13 protein-coding genes are annotated in these 16,975 nt (G+C 72.8%); all 13 read left to right on the top strand.

Translation table 11 applies throughout. The features are described 5' to 3' along the window. Positions 1-49: 49 nt before the first annotated feature. The 13 genes from ACIBVL_RS06095 to ACIBVL_RS06035 all read left to right on the top strand — a co-directional run bounded on the left by ACIBVL_RS06095 (position 50) and on the right by ACIBVL_RS06035 (position 16,974). Positions 50-1,222, top strand: a complete 1,173-nt coding sequence (locus ACIBVL_RS06095) for an ABC transporter permease (protein WP_399094769.1) — start codon at positions 50-52, stop codon at positions 1,220-1,222. Between the two features lie 260 nt (positions 1,223-1,482). Then, a complete protein-coding gene (locus ACIBVL_RS06090; RefSeq protein WP_399092569.1) occupies positions 1,483-1,707 on the top strand; it encodes an MbtH family protein in 225 nt (74 codons plus the stop codon). Between the two features lie 70 nt (positions 1,708-1,777). Next, positions 1,778-3,868: an ABC transporter ATP-binding protein gene (locus tag ACIBVL_RS06085; RefSeq protein ID WP_399092566.1), complete on the top strand. Its 2,091-nt coding sequence runs from the start codon at positions 1,778-1,780 to the stop codon at positions 3,866-3,868. A 353-nt stretch (positions 3,869-4,221) separates the two neighbouring features. After that, positions 4,222-5,229 carry a ParB N-terminal domain-containing protein gene (locus tag ACIBVL_RS06080; protein WP_399092563.1) on the top strand — a complete coding sequence of 336 codons (1,008 nt, stop codon included), beginning with the start codon at positions 4,222-4,224 and terminating at the stop codon, positions 5,227-5,229. Between the two features lie 112 nt (positions 5,230-5,341). Then, entirely contained in the window at positions 5,342-7,759 is a 2,418-nt protein-coding gene (locus ACIBVL_RS06075; protein ID WP_399092560.1) for an AAA family ATPase, read from the top strand. 203 nt (positions 7,760-7,962) lie between these two features. Next, positions 7,963-9,336: a PLP-dependent aminotransferase family protein gene (locus ACIBVL_RS06070; RefSeq protein ID WP_399092557.1), complete on the top strand. Its 1,374-nt coding sequence runs from the start codon at positions 7,963-7,965 to the stop codon at positions 9,334-9,336. 106 nt (positions 9,337-9,442) lie between these two features. Next, positions 9,443-10,549: a 3,5-dihydroxyphenylacetyl-CoA synthase DpgA gene (gene dpgA / locus ACIBVL_RS06065; protein ID WP_399092554.1), complete on the top strand. Its 1,107-nt coding sequence runs from the start codon at positions 9,443-9,445 to the stop codon at positions 10,547-10,549. A 14-nt stretch (positions 10,550-10,563) separates the two neighbouring features. Further along, positions 10,564-11,223: an enoyl-CoA-hydratase DpgB gene (gene dpgB, locus ACIBVL_RS06060; protein ID WP_399092551.1), complete on the top strand. Its 660-nt coding sequence runs from the start codon at positions 10,564-10,566 to the stop codon at positions 11,221-11,223. Then, positions 11,220-12,599, top strand: a complete 1,380-nt coding sequence (dpgC, locus tag ACIBVL_RS06055; RefSeq protein WP_399092548.1) for a (3,5-dihydroxyphenyl)acetyl-CoA 1,2-dioxygenase DpgC — start codon at positions 11,220-11,222, stop codon at positions 12,597-12,599. The genes dpgB and dpgC overlap by 4 nt, the downstream gene beginning before the upstream one ends. A 4-nt stretch (positions 12,600-12,603) precedes the next feature. Further along, on the top strand, positions 12,604-13,542 hold the full coding sequence (locus ACIBVL_RS06050) for an alpha/beta fold hydrolase (RefSeq protein ID WP_399092545.1): 939 nt from the start codon (positions 12,604-12,606) through the stop codon (positions 13,540-13,542). 94 nt (positions 13,543-13,636) lie between these two features. Next, positions 13,637-14,128, top strand: coding sequence for a flavin reductase family protein (locus tag ACIBVL_RS06045; protein ID WP_399094767.1), 492 nt, complete (start codon positions 13,637-13,639; stop codon positions 14,126-14,128). 120 nt (positions 14,129-14,248) lie between these two features. After that, positions 14,249-15,460, top strand: a complete 1,212-nt coding sequence (locus tag ACIBVL_RS06040; RefSeq protein ID WP_399092542.1) for an ROK family transcriptional regulator — start codon at positions 14,249-14,251, stop codon at positions 15,458-15,460. A 167-nt stretch (positions 15,461-15,627) separates the two neighbouring features. Continuing rightward, positions 15,628-16,974 carry an ABC transporter substrate-binding protein gene (locus tag ACIBVL_RS06035; protein ID WP_399092539.1) on the top strand — a complete coding sequence of 449 codons (1,347 nt, stop codon included), beginning with the start codon at positions 15,628-15,630 and terminating at the stop codon, positions 16,972-16,974. Position 16,975: the final 1 nt, after the last annotated feature.

Raw genomic sequence — 16,975 nt, 5'->3', positions numbered from 1 at the left:
GCGGCCCTGGGCCGGTTCACCCCCGCCGCCGCGGCCCCGGGCGGCCCGGATGAGCCTGGCCGACGTGGCCCGGGTGGGCGGCTCGGGCCTGCGCTCGCGGCCCATGCGGGTCTTCCTGTCCGCCCTGGGCATCGCGATCGGCATCGCCGCGATGATCGGCGTGGTGGGCATCTCCACCTCGTCGAGGAACGACCTGAACAAACAGTTGGCCGCGCTCGGCACGAACCTCCTCACGGTGGTCCCGGGGTCCACCATGACCGGCGGTACCGCCCATCTGCCCAAGGACTCCGTCGCGATGATCGCGAACCGGCCGGACGTCACCTCGGCCTCCGCGGTGGGCGCCACGCGCGCGAAGGTCTACCGCAGCGACCGCGTCCCGACGGTGCAGACCGGAGGCATCACCGTCAACGCCGCCCGGACCGACCTGCTCCGCTCCGTGGGCGGCGAGATCGTGGACGGCAGCTGGCTCAACGGCGCCACCAGCCGCTACCCGGCGGTGGTACTGGGCCCGCAGGCCGCGCAGAGCCTCGGCATCCACCGGGCCGGGTCCGACGTGCAGGTGTGGCTCGGCGACCAGTGGTTCACCGTGGTGGGTCTGCTGGCCCCCAACCAGCTGGTGCCCGCCCTCGACGCACAGGTTTTCGTGGGCTGGCCGGTCGCGGAGCGGATCCTGTCCTTCGACGGCTACCCCACGACGATCTACACGCGGGCCGAGGAAGCGGACGTCGAGAAGGTGCAGGGCGTGCTGGGCGCCACCGCCGACCCGCAGGACCCCAACGAGGTCAACGTCTCGCGGCCCTCCGACGCGCTCGCCGCCAAGCACGCCACGGACAACGCGCTGAGCGGACTGCTGGTGGGCCTGGGCGGGGTGGCGCTGCTGGTCGGTGGCGTCGGAGTGGCCAACACCATGGTCATCTCGGTGCTGGAGCGGCGCTCGGAGATCGGGCTGCGCCGCTCCCTCGGCGCCACCCGGGGCCAGATCAGGACCCAGTTCCTCGCCGAGGCGCTGCTGCTGTCCGGGCTCGGCGGTCTGGGCGGCGTGCTGCTGGGCATCGGCGTCACCGGCGGGTACGCCGCCTACCAGGGGTGGGCCGCGCTGGTGCCGCTGTGGGCGATGGCCGGAGGCTTGGGCGCCACCCTCGTCATCGGAGGGCTGGCCGGCTTCTACCCGGCGGTCCGGGCGGCCCGGCATCCCCCGACGGAGGCCCTCGCGTCCAACTAGCCGGCACCGACCGCGGGTTGACACCCGTAACCCGGCCGACCCGGTGTCCAAGTGCCCGGGTCGGCCGGTTGGACGACGCTGTCGCGTCGGGAACGGGGCATGTGAGACTGGTCGCCCGACTACGCCCCCCACGGAAAAACAATACCTATACCCGTGGATTGTTTCCTCGAATTGGCGAGCTTTGTTCGCCGCGTATGAGTCGGCTAAAGTTTTTCCATCCGGCGAGAAATGCGCGAGGAACACGATTCGTGGGAGTGAATATGGCGAACCCGTTCGACGATGAAAACGGGACCTTTCTGGTGCTCATCAACAGGGAGAACCAGCACTCGTTGTGGCCCGCGTTCGCGGAAATTCCGAATGGCTGGAGGCTCGCTTTCGGAGAGGCCACACGCAAAGAATGCCTCGCCTATGTGGAGGAGAACTGGACGGATCTCCGTCCGCAGAGCCTCATCGACGCGATGAGGGAGACCGAGGCGGCCCGCTAGGGATGCGCCCGACCGCAGCGACGCGACCCAGGGGGTATCTGTGGCCATGATGGGCGGCCCCGGACCGATCATGATCCGATCGGACGGGCCGGACTCCTCGACCAAGAGCCAGCGGGCGAAGCCCGGAACGACGAAGAGAATCATCCCGTACACCCGGGGGCACCGCCGCGCCATCGGCCTTCTCGTGGTCTGCACCACGTTGAACGCCGCGTGCGCGGTGGCCCCGCCCCTGCTGCTCAAGTACCTGATCGACGACGGCATCATGGCCCGCGACACCGGGACCGTGGTCTGGCTCGCGGCCGCGGTGGCCGCGGTCGCCGTGCTGGCCGCCCTGGTGGGGTTCGGGGAGACCTGGTTCTCCGCCCGGGTCAGCGAGGGACTGGTCTACGGCCTCCGGGTCCAGGTCTTCGACCATGTGCAGCGCCAGTCCCTCGCCTTCTTCACCCGCGCGCAGACCGGCGCCCTGGTGAGCCGGCTCAACACCGACGTGGTCGGCGCCCAGCAGGCCGTGACCCAGATGCTCTCCACCGTGGTGTCCTCCGGCCTGACGGTGACCTTCGTGCTGGCCACGATGGTCTACCTGTCCTGGAAGATCACCCTGGTCTCCCTGGCGCTGGTGCCGTTCTTCATCCTCCCCGGCCGGCTGATCGGCCGTCGGCTGCAGGGCCTCGCACGCCGGCACATGGAGGTCAACGCCGACATGAGTTCGCTGATGCACGAGCGGTTCAACGTGGCCGGCGCGCTCCTGGCGAAGCTCTACAGCCGTCCGGACCGCGAGCGCACCGGCTACGCACGGCTCGCCGCCCGCGCCCGTGAGATCGGCGTCCGCAACTCCGTCGCCATGAGGCTGCTCTTCCTCTCCACCATGTTCATCGGCGCGGTCGCCACCGCCGCGGTCTACGGCGTCGGCGGTGTCCTCGCCGTGCGCGGCGCGTTCGAGATCGGCACCCTGGTCGCGCTGGCCACCCTGCTCACCCGGCTGATGGCCCCGGTCGGCCAGCTCTCCAACGCCCAGGCCGACGCGATGACCGCGCTCGTCAGCTTCGACCGGCTCTTCGAGGTGCTCGACCTGAAGCCGCTGGTCACCGAGAAACCGGACGCGGTGCCGCTGCCGGCCGCCGCGACCCGCACCGCCCCCGCGGTCGAGTTCCGCGGGGTGTCCTTCCGCCACCCCGAGCCCGCCGACGTGTCCCTCGCGTCCCTGGAGGCGTTCGCCGGGCCCGCGCCGGAGCGCGGCGGCGGCGCCTGGGCGCTGCGGGACCTCAGCTTCACGGTGCCCGCCGGGAAACTCACCGCGCTGGTGGGCCCGTCCGGGGCCGGCAAGACCACCATCACCCACCTGGTGCCGCGGCTGTACGACCCGGAAGAGGGCACCGTCCTGATCGACGGACGCGACGTGCGCGACCTGACGCTGGAGTCACTCAACGACACGGTCGGGATGGTCACCCAGGACGGTCACCTGCTGCACACCACCATCCGGGAGAACCTGCTCTACGCCCGCCCCGACGCCACCGAGGAGGAGCTGGTCGCCGCCTGCCGGGCCGCGCAGATCTGGCGGCTCGTCGCCTCCCTGCCCGACGGCCTGGACACCATGGTCGGCGACCGCGGCTACCGGCTCTCCGGGGGGGAGAAGCAGCGCATCGCGATGGCCCGGCTGCTGCTCAAGGCCCCGCCGGTGGTCGTGCTCGACGAGGCGACCGCACACCTGGACTCCGAGTCCGAGGCCGCGGTGCAGCGCGCACTCAGGACCGCCCTGGCCGGCCGGACCTCCTTGGTCATCGCGCACCGTCTGTCGACCGTCCGGGACGCCGACCAGATCATCGTCCTGGACGAGGGGCGGATCGCGGAGCGCGGCACCCACGACAGCCTCCTCGCCCAGGGCGGGCTCTACGCCGAGCTCTACCGCACCCAGTTCAGCGGCCGTTCCGGCGGGGAGCGCAAAGGCGAGGAGGACGGCGCGCCGGAGGAGCGGGTTCCCGAGCCGGTCGGCCAGGGTCCCGGTCTCCGCCCGGTCTTCCACGGCTCCGGCCCCGACATCGCCGGACCCGCGATGCCCGGTCCCGGCGCCCCCGGCCGCGGTCCCGTCTTCCACGGCCCCGGCGGTCCCGGCGGGCACTCCGCCCCGGGCGGCCCGCCGCCCCGCGGACCCCGAGCCCGCTGACACCTCCCCCGAGCGGTGCCCGCGACGCCTCCCCGAAGGCGCCCCGGGCACCGCTTCGTCTTTTCCGTCAACCCCCTACGCCAAGCCGACGCCCCGCCGATAACAGGGGGTTTCGAACGTCCTGACACGCTGTTATGTTCGGTCTCGTCCATTGCGGTCGGTGTTATGACGCTAGGTGCCGAAATCGGCAGGATGCCGACGTGGTCCGGCACTGCGCGGCAGACATCCCGCGGACGGAAGAAGTGCGGAAGGACATTCCTCTTCTGGAACGAAAACGGCCGCCCGTCGTGACGGCGGGGGCAGGTGAGGAGCACGGGGTGCAAACCGGGGGAATCATCGATCAGCAGTCCGTAATGGAAGTGGAAATCGACGCCTTAAGCCTGGCCGGGTCGCCCCGGCTGGCAGGTGAGAGCAAGGAGCACATCGAGATACTCGCGGCGGCGCCGAACCCGCTGCCGCCGATCATCGTCCACCGCCCCACGATGCGGGTCATCGACGGCTTCCACCGGCTGCGCGCGGCCCGGCTGCGCGGGGACACCACCATCGCCGCCCTCTTCTTCGACGGTGACGAGTCGGCCGCCTTCGTCCTCGCGGTCCAGCTGAACGTCACCCACGGGCTGCCGCTCGCCCTGGCCGACCGGCAGCGCGCCGCGGAACGGATCATCGCCTCCCACCCCCACTGGTCCGACCGCAGAGTGGCCTCCGTCACCGGCATCGCCCCCGGAACCGTCGGCGAGATCCGCCGCCGGCTGGGTCCCGGCAGCGCCGACCCGGACGAACGCAGGCTCGGCCAGGACGGCCGGATGCGTCCGCTCGACGGCACCGCCGGCCGGCTCCGCGCCGGCGAACTGCTCTCCGAGAACCCCGGCCTGTCGCTGCGCCAGGTCGCCCGCGCCGCCGGCATCTCCCCGGAGACCGCGCGCGACGTGCGCAACCGCCTGCGGAACGGGGAGGACCTGCTGCCCCGCTCACGCCGCCGTGACCACGACGTCGAGCCGGGAGACGAGCCCGCGACCGAGGACGGATCCGGCTCGCCGCCCGTCCCGGCGCCGTGCGGCGAACCCGCCGCCCTGCGGCTGGCCCGCCCGGTCGCCCGGGCCCGGGCGGACGCCGCGCCCGACCGTGTCGTGCTGGTCAAGCGGTTGACCGCCGACCCGGCGCTGCGCTTCTCGGAAACCGGCCGCAGCCTGCTGCGGCTCCTGGCGATCCACGCCGTCCGCGAGGAGGAGTGGGACGCGATCATCGGCAACGTCCCGCCGCACTGCAGCGGCATCGTCGCCGACCTCGCCGTCCATCTGTCCGACATGTGGGCGGACTTCGCGACGCGCGTGAAGCGGGACATCACGGCCTCGGTCGGCTGACCGGGGCCCGGCGAAGAACGGGAGCGACACGACGCGGAACGACCGAAGGACCGAACGCCGAGCGACTACCCTTGAAAACAAGCTGTAGGGGGACAGTGATTCGGGGGTCCAGGTGCTGCGCAAGCTCCAGGAACGGAACGGGGAAATCCAACAGCTCCACCGGCTCTACAGGGCGTGTGCCGCGGGCAGCGGCGCGGTCGTCCTCGCCGACGGCCCGGTCGGCTGCGGCAAGACCACGCTGCTCCGCTCACTCGTCGAGTGGGCCGCCGGGGAGGGAGCGCTGTGCGCGTCGGCGACCGCGTCGCCGGGCGAGCGGCACGACCGCCTCGGCCTGATCGAACAGTTGATGACCGGGCTGCGGGGAGCGGCCCGGTCCGTCGACCTGCGGGCCGCCGACGACTGCGCCCTGATCGCCGCGGCCGCGGCCGCCGGCGGCCACGCCTCCCGCCTGCTGCTGAAGCGCTTCGTCCACGTCGTCACCGGCCTCGCCGAGCGGGCTCCGGTCCTCCTCGGCGTCGACGACGTGCACGTCGCCGACGAGGAGTCGCTCGCCTGCCTCCGCTACCTGATGCGCAGGATCGATTCCGCCGCCGTCCTCGTCGTGCTCACCGAGTGCGCCGGCCACGAACGCGCGCTGGCCTCCTTCCACGCCGAGACGCTGCACCTGCCGCACAGCCACCGGGTCCGGCTCGCGCCGCTCTCCGCCGCGGGCGTGCGGGGCCGGCTGACGGAGAGGCTGGGCCCCGACGGGGCGGAACGCCAGGACGTCGCCGCCTGGCACCGAGCCACCGGCGGCAACCCGCTGCTGGTCGACGCCCTCGTCGACGACGAGCGGGACGAGCGGCCCGGCCCCGCGCCGACCGGCCCGGCCCCCGGCCCGTCCTTCCGCCACGGCTATCTGCGCTGCCTGCACCGCGCCGGCCCCGCCGCCCTCGCGGTCGCCCGGGCCGTCGCGGTGCTCGCCGGCCCCGTCACCGTCACCGATCTCGCCCTGGTCGGCGCCCTGCTCGACGAGGACGCCGCCACCGTGCGGCGCACCGCCGACGACCTGATCGAGGCCGGTCTGCTCGCGAACGACGCCGCATTCCGGCACGAGGCAGCCCGGTCGGCCGTCCTCGAGGACCTCCCCGCCGATGAACTGGTCGCCCTCCGCGGCCGCGCCGCCGAACTCCTGCACCAGGACGGGGCACCCGCGCGCGTCGTCGCCGGACACCTGCTCGCCGCCCGCGCCACCGCGCGCCCCGGCTGGCAGTCCGACGTGCTGCGGGCGGCCGCCCACGAGGCGATGGCCGCCGGCGACGCCGGGCCCGCCGTCGACCACCTGCGGCGCGCCGCCGAGTTGAGCGCCGGTACCCCGGGCGAGGACGAGACGGCCGCCGCCCTCGCCGAGGCCGAGTGGCTCGTCGACCCCGCCGCGGCCGCCCGCCACCTGCCGCGCCTCGCCCGCGCCGCACGCGCGGGCCGGATCGGCTCCGGCGAGGCCGCGGTGGTCGTCGAACAACTGCTGTGGAACGGGGAGTTCGCGCGGGCCGACGCCGTGCTGGGGGCCGTCGGCCACCCCGCCCCCGGCACCCCGGCGGAGCTCGCGCTGCTGCACGACTGGCTCAGGCTGGTCTGCCCCGGTCTCGACGGGCGCGGCCGGCTCGGCGCCCTCCGGGCGCCCAGCGCCCTGCTGGTCCGCGCCGCCGGCCTGGTCGGCGGCGGGGACGACGGGGTGGCCGACCGGGTACTGCGTGGCACCCGCGTCGACGGTCCGTTCCTGGCCACCCTGCTGCTGCTGGCCTGCCTGCTGGAGGACGGTCGGCTGACCGGCGCCGACCGCTGGCCCGAACGGCTGCTCGACGAGCCCGGCCACCACGGCGTACCCGTCCGGCGCGCCCTGCTGCGGACCGTCGCCGCCTCCACCGCGCTGCGCCGCGGCGAGGTCGACGAGGCCGGGCGCCTCGCCCGCGCCGGATTGAGCGCTCTCACCGCCGACGGCTGGGGCATCGCGATCGGCGCGCCCCTCGCCATGGCGCTGCGCGCGGCCACCGAGGCCGGCGACACCGCCGCGGCCCGCGCCGCCCTCGACGTGCCCGTCCCCGTCGCCGTGTTCGGCACGCCCTTCGCGCTGCCGTACCTCTACGCCCTCGGCCGGTTCGAGGCCGCCCTCGGCCACGCACCCGAGGCACTGCACCACTTCGAGCGCTGTCAGGAGCTGGCGGTCCGCTGGGGGCTGGACGGCCCGGGCTACGTGGACTGGTGGCAGCGCGGCGCCGTCCGGCTGGGACGCCCCCCGCGCCCCGCGGCCGTCGGCCCGGCGCCGCTCCCCGAACTCACCGAGGCGGAGCGGAGGGTGGGCGCCCTCGCCGCCGCCGGCCGCACCAACCGCGAGATCGCCGCGCTGCTCCTCATCACCATGAGTACGGTGGAGCAACATCTCACCAAGGTGTACCGGAAACTCAAGGTGCGCCGCAGGGCCGATCTTCCCGAGCCGCTCGCGCATTTCTCCGGTGAAGTTCTCCACATGGTCGAAGAAAGCCGCGTCTAGCTTTTCACGGTGTTCTTCTGCATATCCCCCGACAGCCCTCGAAGATTCCTCCGGTGTGCCGTCCAACCGGTCTTTTCGGCCCCTTGGACACGTTGTTGAGCCGATGGGAACCGTGTGATGCTGACCGGGAAAACGGCGCGAACGACCGGACAATTCATGGTCTTCTGACGCCGTCGATTCCCACCGGGGGGTGATGCGTTTCCGTGTCCGTGACCGTGTCCCCGAACACACCGCCGAACGGCCGTCCGCTGCGCAGGAATGACCTGCACGCCTGCGTCCGCGATCCCGTCCTGGACACCATGACGTTCCTGAACGAGATCACCCACCGCTACCCCGACGCCATCTCGTTCGCGCCGGGCCGGCCCTACGACGGCTTCTTCGACATCGAGCAGATCTTCGACCGTCTCCGCGGCTATCTCGACCACTTGGCCGCCCGCGGCCGCACTCCCGACGAGGTGCGCACCGCCCTCTACCAGTACGGCCCCACCGCCGGCCAGATCCGCGACATCGTGGCCGACTCGCTGCGTGCCGACGAGGGGATCGACGTGCCGCCGGAGTCGATCGTCGTCACGGTCGGCGCCCAGGAGGCCATGCTGCTGGTGCTGCGCGCGCTCGTCGCCGGCCCCGGGGACGTCGTCCTGGTGGCCAGCCCCTGCTACTCGGGCATCACCGGCGCCGCACGCCTGCTGGGCGCCGGCGTCGTCCCGGTCGACGAGGGCGAGGACGGACTCTCCCTCGCCGAGCTGGAGACCGTGATCGCACGCGAGCGGGCGGCGGGACGGCGGCCCCGCGCCCTCTACGTCATCCCCGACCACTCCAACCCCTCGGGCAACACCCTGGACCGGGATACGCGCGACGGCCTGCTGGCCACCGCGGAGCGCCACGGCATCCTGATCATCGAGGACAGCCCCTACCGCCGGGTGAGCCCGGGCACGCCGCTGCCCACCCTCAAGTCCCTCGACCGCTCCCGCGCCGTCGTCCACCTCGGTTCCTACTCCAAAACGGTCTTCCCGGGGGCCCGCGTCGGCTTCGCGGTCGCCGACCAGGAGGTCGTGGACGAGGACGGGCGCGTCGGCCTGCTCGCCGACGAACTCACCCGCATCAAGAGCATGGTGACGGTCAACACGTCCTCGTTGAGCCAGGCCGTCGTGGCCGGCGCCCTGCTCGCCGCGGACGGCCGGATCTCCGCGCTCAACGCCGAGCAGGCCGCCCATTACGGCGACGCCATGCGCACCACGCTGCGCTGCCTCGACGCCCGCCTCCCGGCGTCCCTCCGCGAGGCGCTCGGGGTCCGCTGGAACCGGCCCGCCGGCGGCTTCTTCCTCACCGTCCGGGTCCCCTTCCGGGCCGACAACGCGGCGCTGGCCCGTTCCGCCGAGAAATTCGGCGTGCTCTGGACACCCATGAGCTACTTCTACCCGGACGGCGGCGGAAACCGCGCCCTCCGGCTCTCCACCAGCTATCTGACGACGGCTGAAATACAGGAGGGCACGGCGCGGCTCGCCGATTTCATCGAGGCGCAGAGCGCGACGGAAGAGAACCTTCCGTCCGGCCCCGCGAACATCAGGAACCGCTGAATTCCCGACCCTTTCGAAAGGTGGAACGCGTGAGCGATATCGGCACCACTCCACGAGTACGTCGACGTCCGTGCAGCAAGCCCCGGATGTGGGGGTGGACCTTCCGATGACCATCACCCTCCAGACCGGCGACGGCGTCGTCACCGCGGCACACCGGCCGCGCATCATCGGCGTCGGCACCGCGGCCTCCCCGACCTCCTACTCCCAGCAAGAGGTCCTGGACGCCTTCGCGATCACCGACCCGAAGATCGGCTCCGTCTTCCGCAACAGCGCCATCGACCGGCGCCATCTCGTCCTGCCGGAGCCCGGCCCCGACGGCGTCCGCAGCCCCGAGGCCCAGGGCGACCTTCTCGACAAGCACAAGAGGTCGGCCGTCGAGATGGGCGCCGAAGCGCTCCGCGCCTGCCTCAAGCGAGCCGGCGCCGACCTGTCCGACCTGCGCCATCTGTGCTGCGTCACCTCCACCGGCTTCCTCACCCCCGGCATCAGCGCGCTGCTCATCCGCGAACTCGGCATCGACCGGCACTGCTCCCGCAGCGACATCGTCGGCATGGGCTGCAACGCCGGTCTCAACGCCCTCAACGTGGTGGCGGGCTGGTCGGCGGCGCACCCGGGGGAACTGGCCGTCGTCCTGTGCACGGAGGCGTGCTCCGCCGCCTACGCCATGGACTCCTCCCTGCGCACCGCGGTCGTCAACAGTCTCTTCGGCGACGGGGCGGGCGCGATCGCGCTCCTGTCCGGTCCCGACGAGGACGGCGCCGTCGGCGACGAGGGCCCCACCCTCCTGAAGTTCGCCAGCTGCATCATCCCCGAGGCCGTCGGCGCGATGCGCTACGACTGGGACCGCGACCTGGAGCGCTTCAGCTTCTACCTCGACCCCCAGGTGCCCTACGTGGTGGGCGCGCACGCCGAGATCGTCGTCGACCGGCTGCTCGCCGGCACCGGGCTGCGCCGCAGCGACATCCGGCACTGGCTGGTGCACTCCGGCGGCAAGAAGGTCATCGACTCGGTCGTCGTCAACCTCGGGCTCACCCGCCACGACCTGCGGCACACCGTCGGCGTGCTGCGGGACTACGGCAATGTGTCGAGCGGCTCGTTCCTCTTCTCCTACGAGCGGCTGCTCGACGAGAAGGCCGCCGAACCCGGCGACTACGGGGTCCTGATGACGATGGGTCCGGGATCCACCCTCGAGACGGTTCTGGTGCAGTGGTGACAGGAGAGACGACCGTGGACGAAGCGCTGACCCTGGCGGTGGACGGCCGCAGGCCGCCGACACCGGTGGCCGTGAAGGAACTCGCCGCGCTCTGCGACCGGGTGGAGGACGGCGGCCACGGCGTCGCCGTGCTGCGCGTCGCCGGCGCGCCCGGCCCGCACTGGGCGAACGGACTCGACACCGCCCTCGTCACCAAGTGGGAGCGTGCCCTGCGCCGCTTCGAGCGGCTCCCCGCCGTGACCGTCGCGGTCGCCACCGGAGACACCGGCGGCACCGCCCTCGACGCCTTCCTCGCCGCCGACCTGCGCCTCGTCGCACCCGACACCCGGCTGGTGCTGCCCTCGGACGGTGAGGCCACCTGGCCCGGGATGGCCGCCTTCCGGCTGGTCCGCCTCCTCGGCGCGGGCCGCGCCCGCCGCGCCGTCCTCTTCGGCGACCCGATCTGCGCCGAGGACACCCTCGCCTCGGGCCTCGCCGACGAACTGGTGGACGACCCGGACGCCGCCCTGGCCGACCTGGTCCACCGCTACGGCGCCGACGGCGGCAGCGAGCTCGCCGTCCGCCGCCAACTCCTCCTCGACGCGGCCACCACGCCGTTCGAGGACGCCCTCGGCTCCCACCTCGCCGCCTGCGACCGCGCCCTGCGCCGCACCACCACGCAGGAGCCGACATGACCGGCGCCCCGCCCCCCGGCCTCCCGGAGCCCGCAGGTCCGCCGGATGTCACCGGCCGGCCGGAGTCAGCCCGCTCCCCGGAGCCCGCCGGGGCCCCCGACCTGCCCGGCTGGCGGGCCGTCGCGGAGGCCGTCGTCGCGGCGGACCGCGTGCTCGCCGGGCTCCCGCGCCCGGCGGGGCGCGGTCCCGCCGCGCGCGAGGCGGCCGAGGCGGCGAAGGACGCGGCGCGCGCCGCGCGCTCCCGCTTCCTCGACACCCACGCCGAGGACGTCTACGACCGTCTGACCGACGGCCGCACCCGCGCTCTCCGCCTCGACGAGCTCGTCGAGGCGGCGGCCGCCGTCTACCCCGGCCTCGTCCCCGCCCCCGAGCGGATCGCCGAGGAGCGCTCCCGGCCGCAGGCCGACAAGGAGGGCCACGAGATCGACCAGGGCATCCTGCTGCGCGCGATGCTCCGCTCGCCGGCCGCCGGCCCGCACCTGCTCGACGCGATGCTGCTGCCCACCGCCCGCGCGACCCGGCTGCTCCCCGAGTTCCAGCGCACGGGCGTACTGGAGACGGAATCCGTCCACCTCGAACGCCGCGACGGCGTCGCCAGGCTGACGCTCTGCCGGGGCGACCGGCTCAACGCCGAGGACGAGCGGCAGGTCGACGACATGGAGACCGCCGTCGACCTCGCCCTGCTCGACCCCGGCGTCCGGGTCGGCCTGGTGCGCGGCGGCGAGATGACCCACCCCCGCTACCGGGGGAGGCGGGTCTTCAGCGCCGGCATCAACCTCAAGAGCCTCAGCTCCGGCGGCATCTCGCTGGTCGGGTTCCTGCTCCGCCGCGAGCTCGGCTACCTCCGCAAGATCGCCCACGGCCTGGCCCTCGGCGACGCCGCGAGCTGGCACACCCGGCGCGCCGGCAAACCCTGGCTGGCCGCGGTCGACGGCTTCGCCATCGGCGGCGGGACACAGCTGCTGCTCGTCTTCGACCACGTCGTCGCCGCCTCGGACGCGTACTTCAGCCTGCCCGCCGCCAAGGAGGGCATCGTTCCCGGCGCCGCCAACTTCCGCCTCGGCCGCTTCACGGGCCCCCGGACGGCCCGTCAGATCATCCTGGGAGGGCGCCGCGTGCGGGCGGCGGAACCGGAGGCCCGGCTGCTGGTCGACGAAGTCGTCGAACCCGAGGAGATGGACGCCGCGATCGAACGCGGCCTGGACCGGCTCGACGGCGAGGCCGTCCTCGCCAACCGCCGGATGCTCAACCTCGCCGAGGAGCCGGAGGACGCGTTCCGCGCCTACATGGCGGAGTTCGCCCTCCAGCAGGCTCTGCGGATCTACGGCGAGGACGTCATCGGCAAGGTGGGCCGGTTCGCGGCGGGGAACGGGTGAGGCGGTGCCGACCGCACGGATCAACGGCAGGGACCTCGCCTACGAGGAGCACGGCGCCGCCGACGCCCCGCCCGTGGTACTGGTCGCCGGGACCGGCGCGCCCGGCCGGGTGTGGCGCGCCCACCAGGTGCCGGCGCTGCGCCGGGCCGGCCACCGGGTGATCACCTTCGACAACCGGGGTCTGGGCCCGCAGCCCGCCCGCCCCGGTTCCTTCACCCTCGCCGACCTGGCCGCCGATGTCGCGGGGCTGATCGAGCACCTCGGCGCGGAGCCGTGCCGGCTGGTGGGGCACTCGCTGGGAGCGATCGTCGTCCAGGAGGTCGTCCTCGCCCGGCCCGAACTCGTCGCCCGGGCGGTGCTGATGGCGGGCAGCGGCCGGACGGACGCGCTGATCGCCGCGGCCACCGCGGCAGACCTCGCGCTCGCCGACGGCGGTACACGGCTCCCGCCCGCGGTCGCGGCCCACCGCCATGCCCTGCAGAACCTCTCGCCCCGCACCCTCGACGACGACGACCGCCTCACCGACTGGCTGAGCCTGTTCGAGCTCACCCTCCCCGACCCCGCCGCCGTCCGCGCCCAGCTCGGCCTGGAACTCATCCCCGACCGACTCGCCGCCTACCGCGGCATCACCCGCCCCTGCCTGGCCCTCGCCTTCGCCGACGACGTGGTCGTCCGCCCCCGCCTCACCCGCGAGCTCGCCGCAGCGATCCCCGGCTGCCGCTACACCGAGATCCCCGACTGCGGCCACTTCGGCTACCTGGAACGCCCCGACGCGGTGAACAGGGAACTGCTCGACCACCTCGCAGGGCCGTCGGCCGCCTTCTCCCCGGAGTTCGCCGGGACCTCCGCCTCCCCCCGGAAGCCGAAGGGGTGGGCCAGGGCGCCGGAGACGATCGCGCCCAGCCCTGGGACGATCCCCGCCCGGCCCGCCACCTCACCCTGACCGCCGACCGGACGCACAGGCTCCGACACGGTCACTGAGCCGAGACGCCCGCGGGGTACACAGGGAGGTGACGCCTGGCTGGAGGGACATGAGCATGGTGGACACGGACGCGTTTACCGACCGGCTGAACCCCGACATGTGCGTCGTCACCGCTTCGGCGGGCGGCGAGCGCGCGGGCTGTCTCGTGGGGTTCGCCTCGCAGTGCTCCATGCGGCCGGTGCGATTCGTGGTGTGGCTGTCGAAGGTGAACCGGACCTATTCCGTGGCCCGTGCCGCGGACTTCCTCGCCGTGCATCTGCTGACGCCGGAGCAGCACGAGCTCGCCGCCCTGTTCGGTGGCGAGACCGGTGACCGGGTGGACAAGTTCGCCCGCACCCCCTGGACCCGGGGGCCCGGCGGGACCGCCGTCCTGCGGGACGCGTACGCGTGGTTCGCCGGCAGGATCGAGCAGCGCGTCGATGCGGGTGATCATGTCGGCTTCGTCCTGGAACCCGTGCGCTGCGGCGAGCGGGAGAAGGCCGACGGCCGACCGCTGCTGCGGCTCAAGGACGCCCTCACCATCACCCCCGGGCACCCCGTGGACTGACCCGCACGCTCCCGCCGGAACCGCGATGCGGGCCCACGGAGGGTTGATTCCGGCCATACGCGGGCGTATAAATAAGCAACTTTCTTTCTTACAGAGCGCTGATGGCGAGATGAGGGCACCGTGACCCGCCGTTATCCAGCAGGCCCGCAGCGGTTGCTGCGGTCGCTCAACGGCCGGGCCGTTCTGGAGGCGATCGACGAGGCGGGCCCCGTCACTACCACCGATCTGGCCGGGCGGATCCCGTTGTCGCGGCCCACCGTGGCCGCCGCCGTCGGGCTGCTGCTGGAGCGCGGGGTGATCACCGAGGTGGGCCCGGCGACCGGCCGCAAGGGTCCGGCACCGGCGCAGTACCGGGTGAACGCCGACTGCGCCTTCGCCATCGGCGTGGATGTCGGGCACCGGAAGATCCGCGCCGCGGTCGCCGACGTCACCGGCCGGGTACGGGCCCGCGCCGAGTCCGAGCAGCGGGGGAGCCGGGGCGGCGAGGCGCTCGTCGGACAGATCCTGGACATGTGCGAGACCGTGGCCCGGCAGGTGGGACGGCCACTGCGGGAGATCACCCAGGTCGTGGCGGGACTGCCGGCCGCGGTCGGCCCGGACGGCCGTCACCTGTCGTACGCCGCCGGCCTGCCCGACGCCGGGCGGGGTCTCGGCGAGGCGCTCGGCCGTGCCGTACCGGTGCCGCTGGTCCTGGAGAACGACGTCAACCTCGCGGCGCTGGCCGAACGCACCCATGGACGCGGTACCGAGACCGACGACTTCGTCCTGGTCAGCCTGGGAGTCGGGCTCGGTCTCGGTCTCGTGGTGGACGGCCGGGTCCGGCGTGGCGCCACGGGTGTGGCCGGCGAGGCCGGCTATCTGCCCAGCGACCGCATGGTCGCGCCGGTCGGCCGGCGCCGGGACCTCGTGCAGGAACACCTGGGCGCCCGCTACATCAGCGCCGAGGCCCAGCGGCTGGGACTGCCCGGTGACGGCAGTCCGCGCGCCGTCTTCGAACTCGCCCGCGCCGGCGACCCGCGCGCGCTGGAGATCGTGGACGACACCGCCCGCAGCGTCGCCTACGTCGTGGCCTGCGTCGTACCCCTGATCGACCCGGCACTCATCGTGCTGGGCGGCGCCATCGGCGCCAACGGCGATCTGCTGCTCGAACCGGTCGCCCGTCATCTGGCCGATTTCAGTACGTTCAGGCCACCCATCGTCGCCTCCGGCCTAGGCCAGGACGCCGTGCTCACCGGAGCGACGACCATGTCGGCGGAGCTGGCCCGGGAAGCCGCCTTCGCCGCCGCCACCACTCCCGTCCGTCAGGCAGAGCCACCGTCGTCCCTGCCCTGACACACCCCGCACCGCGGTGCACCGAAGCCCGCTGTGCTCGGAAACACCGCGGCGACGCCGTCTTGCCGGACAGCGTCGCCGCCAGAGGTCGCCGGGCGTTGCCGCGCCCGATCGACCGACGACCGATCCGTCACCCAGGAAATGCCCTCTCCGAGGAAGGACGATCAGTGTTCAAACCTATCACCGGGGCCGTGGCCGTCACGGCCGCCGGCCTGCTGCTGGCCGGCTGTACGTCCACCGGGCCCGCCGACTCACAGCCCGAGTCCGCCATCTCGCCGGGTGCCTCGCACCAGGCCACCACCGTCACGGTCTGGACGTTCAACCACCTCCCCAACGAGGTCGCGGCGTTCAAGGCGACCCTGAACCGGCTGCACACCAAGTACCCGTGGCTGACCGTGAAGTTCGTGCCCAACAAGGACGACGCCGCCTACGCCAAGGCAGTCGCCGCGGGCAACCCGCCCGACGTCTTCATCAGCTCCACGCCCGACAACGTGGCGAAGTTCTGTTACAACGGCACGGTCGCCGACATCGGCCCGTACCTGTCCTCGGCCGGCATCGACACCGCCAAGACCTTCCCGGCCGCGACCCTCGTCTACACCCGCCACCAGAGCAAGCAGTGCGCGCTGCCGCTGCTCACCGATGCCTTCGCGCTCTACTACAACAAGAAGATGTTCGCCGCGGCCGGCATCACCAAGCCCCCCACGACCCTCGCCGAACTGACCGCCGACGCCAAGGAGCTCACCGTCAAGAACGCGGACGGCTCCATCAAGACCTACGGCTTCGTCCCCCGCTCCGACTACGACGTCAACCGGTACCTCTTCGTCGGAGCGCACAGCGGCACCGACTTCTACGGCAAGGACGGCAGGACGACCTTCGCCTCCGACCCCAAGTGGCAGCAACTGCTCACCTGGGACCAGGATCTCATCGCCTACTACGGCAAGGCGAACGTCCAGAAGTTCGTGGGCCGTTACCAGCCGCACGCGGACGACGCGGGCAACCCGCTGCTGACCGGCGCCGCCGCGATGGAGTACGACGGCGAGTGGCACGTCGGCGAGATCGCCTCGGAGAAGAAGGACTTCGACTACGGCGTGGTGCCCATGCCGGTCATGGACGGCTCCTCCGGCACCTACGGCGCGGGCAGCACCCTCGGCACCGTCGCCTATCTGTCCGCCGGCTCGAAGCACAAGCAGGAGGCGTTCTTCGCGCTCCAGCAGCTCACCACCGACACCACGTTCCTGAACACCCTCGCCGACACGGTCTACAACATCCCCACCACGTTCGCCGCGCTCAAGGCCTGGGACAAGCGCGACGACCCGCACTGGAAGCCGTTCGTCGACATCTTCGAGAACCCGCACTCCTCCTACAAGGCGCTCACCCCGGCGGGCATCGAGGACATGGACACCTGGCGCGCCTTCCTGCTCGACTACGAACAGGGCAAGGTGACGGACGCCGCGAGCGGACTGGCGGAGGTCGGCAAGAAGATCGACGGCCTCAACTCCGAGAGCGGGCAGTAGA

This window comes from Streptomyces sp. NPDC049687 (assembly GCF_044465285.1).
Taxonomy (GTDB): domain Bacteria; phylum Actinomycetota; class Actinomycetes; order Streptomycetales; family Streptomycetaceae; genus Streptomyces.
Note: the sequence above shows the minus strand (reverse complement) of the source record. Positions and strands in the feature narration are given on the sequence as shown.

What these genes read in the sequence shown, in the direction of transcription:
- dpgC (WP_399092548.1), top strand. Translation starts at nt 11,220, where the DNA reads ATGACCGGCGCCCCGCCCCCCGGCCTCCCGGAGCCCGCAGGTCCGCCG.
- ACIBVL_RS06095 (WP_399094769.1), top strand. Translation starts at nt 50, where the DNA reads ATGAGCCTGGCCGACGTGGCCCGGGTGGGCGGCTCGGGCCTGCGCTCG.
- ACIBVL_RS06080 (WP_399092563.1), top strand. Translation starts at nt 4,222, where the DNA reads ATGGAAGTGGAAATCGACGCCTTAAGCCTGGCCGGGTCGCCCCGGCTG.
- ACIBVL_RS06090 (WP_399092569.1), top strand. Translation starts at nt 1,483, where the DNA reads ATGGCGAACCCGTTCGACGATGAAAACGGGACCTTTCTGGTGCTCATC.
- ACIBVL_RS06085 (WP_399092566.1), top strand. Translation starts at nt 1,778, where the DNA reads ATGATCCGATCGGACGGGCCGGACTCCTCGACCAAGAGCCAGCGGGCG.
- ACIBVL_RS06045 (WP_399094767.1), top strand. Translation starts at nt 13,637, where the DNA reads ATGGTGGACACGGACGCGTTTACCGACCGGCTGAACCCCGACATGTGC.
- dpgA (WP_399092554.1), top strand. Translation starts at nt 9,443, where the DNA reads ATGACCATCACCCTCCAGACCGGCGACGGCGTCGTCACCGCGGCACAC.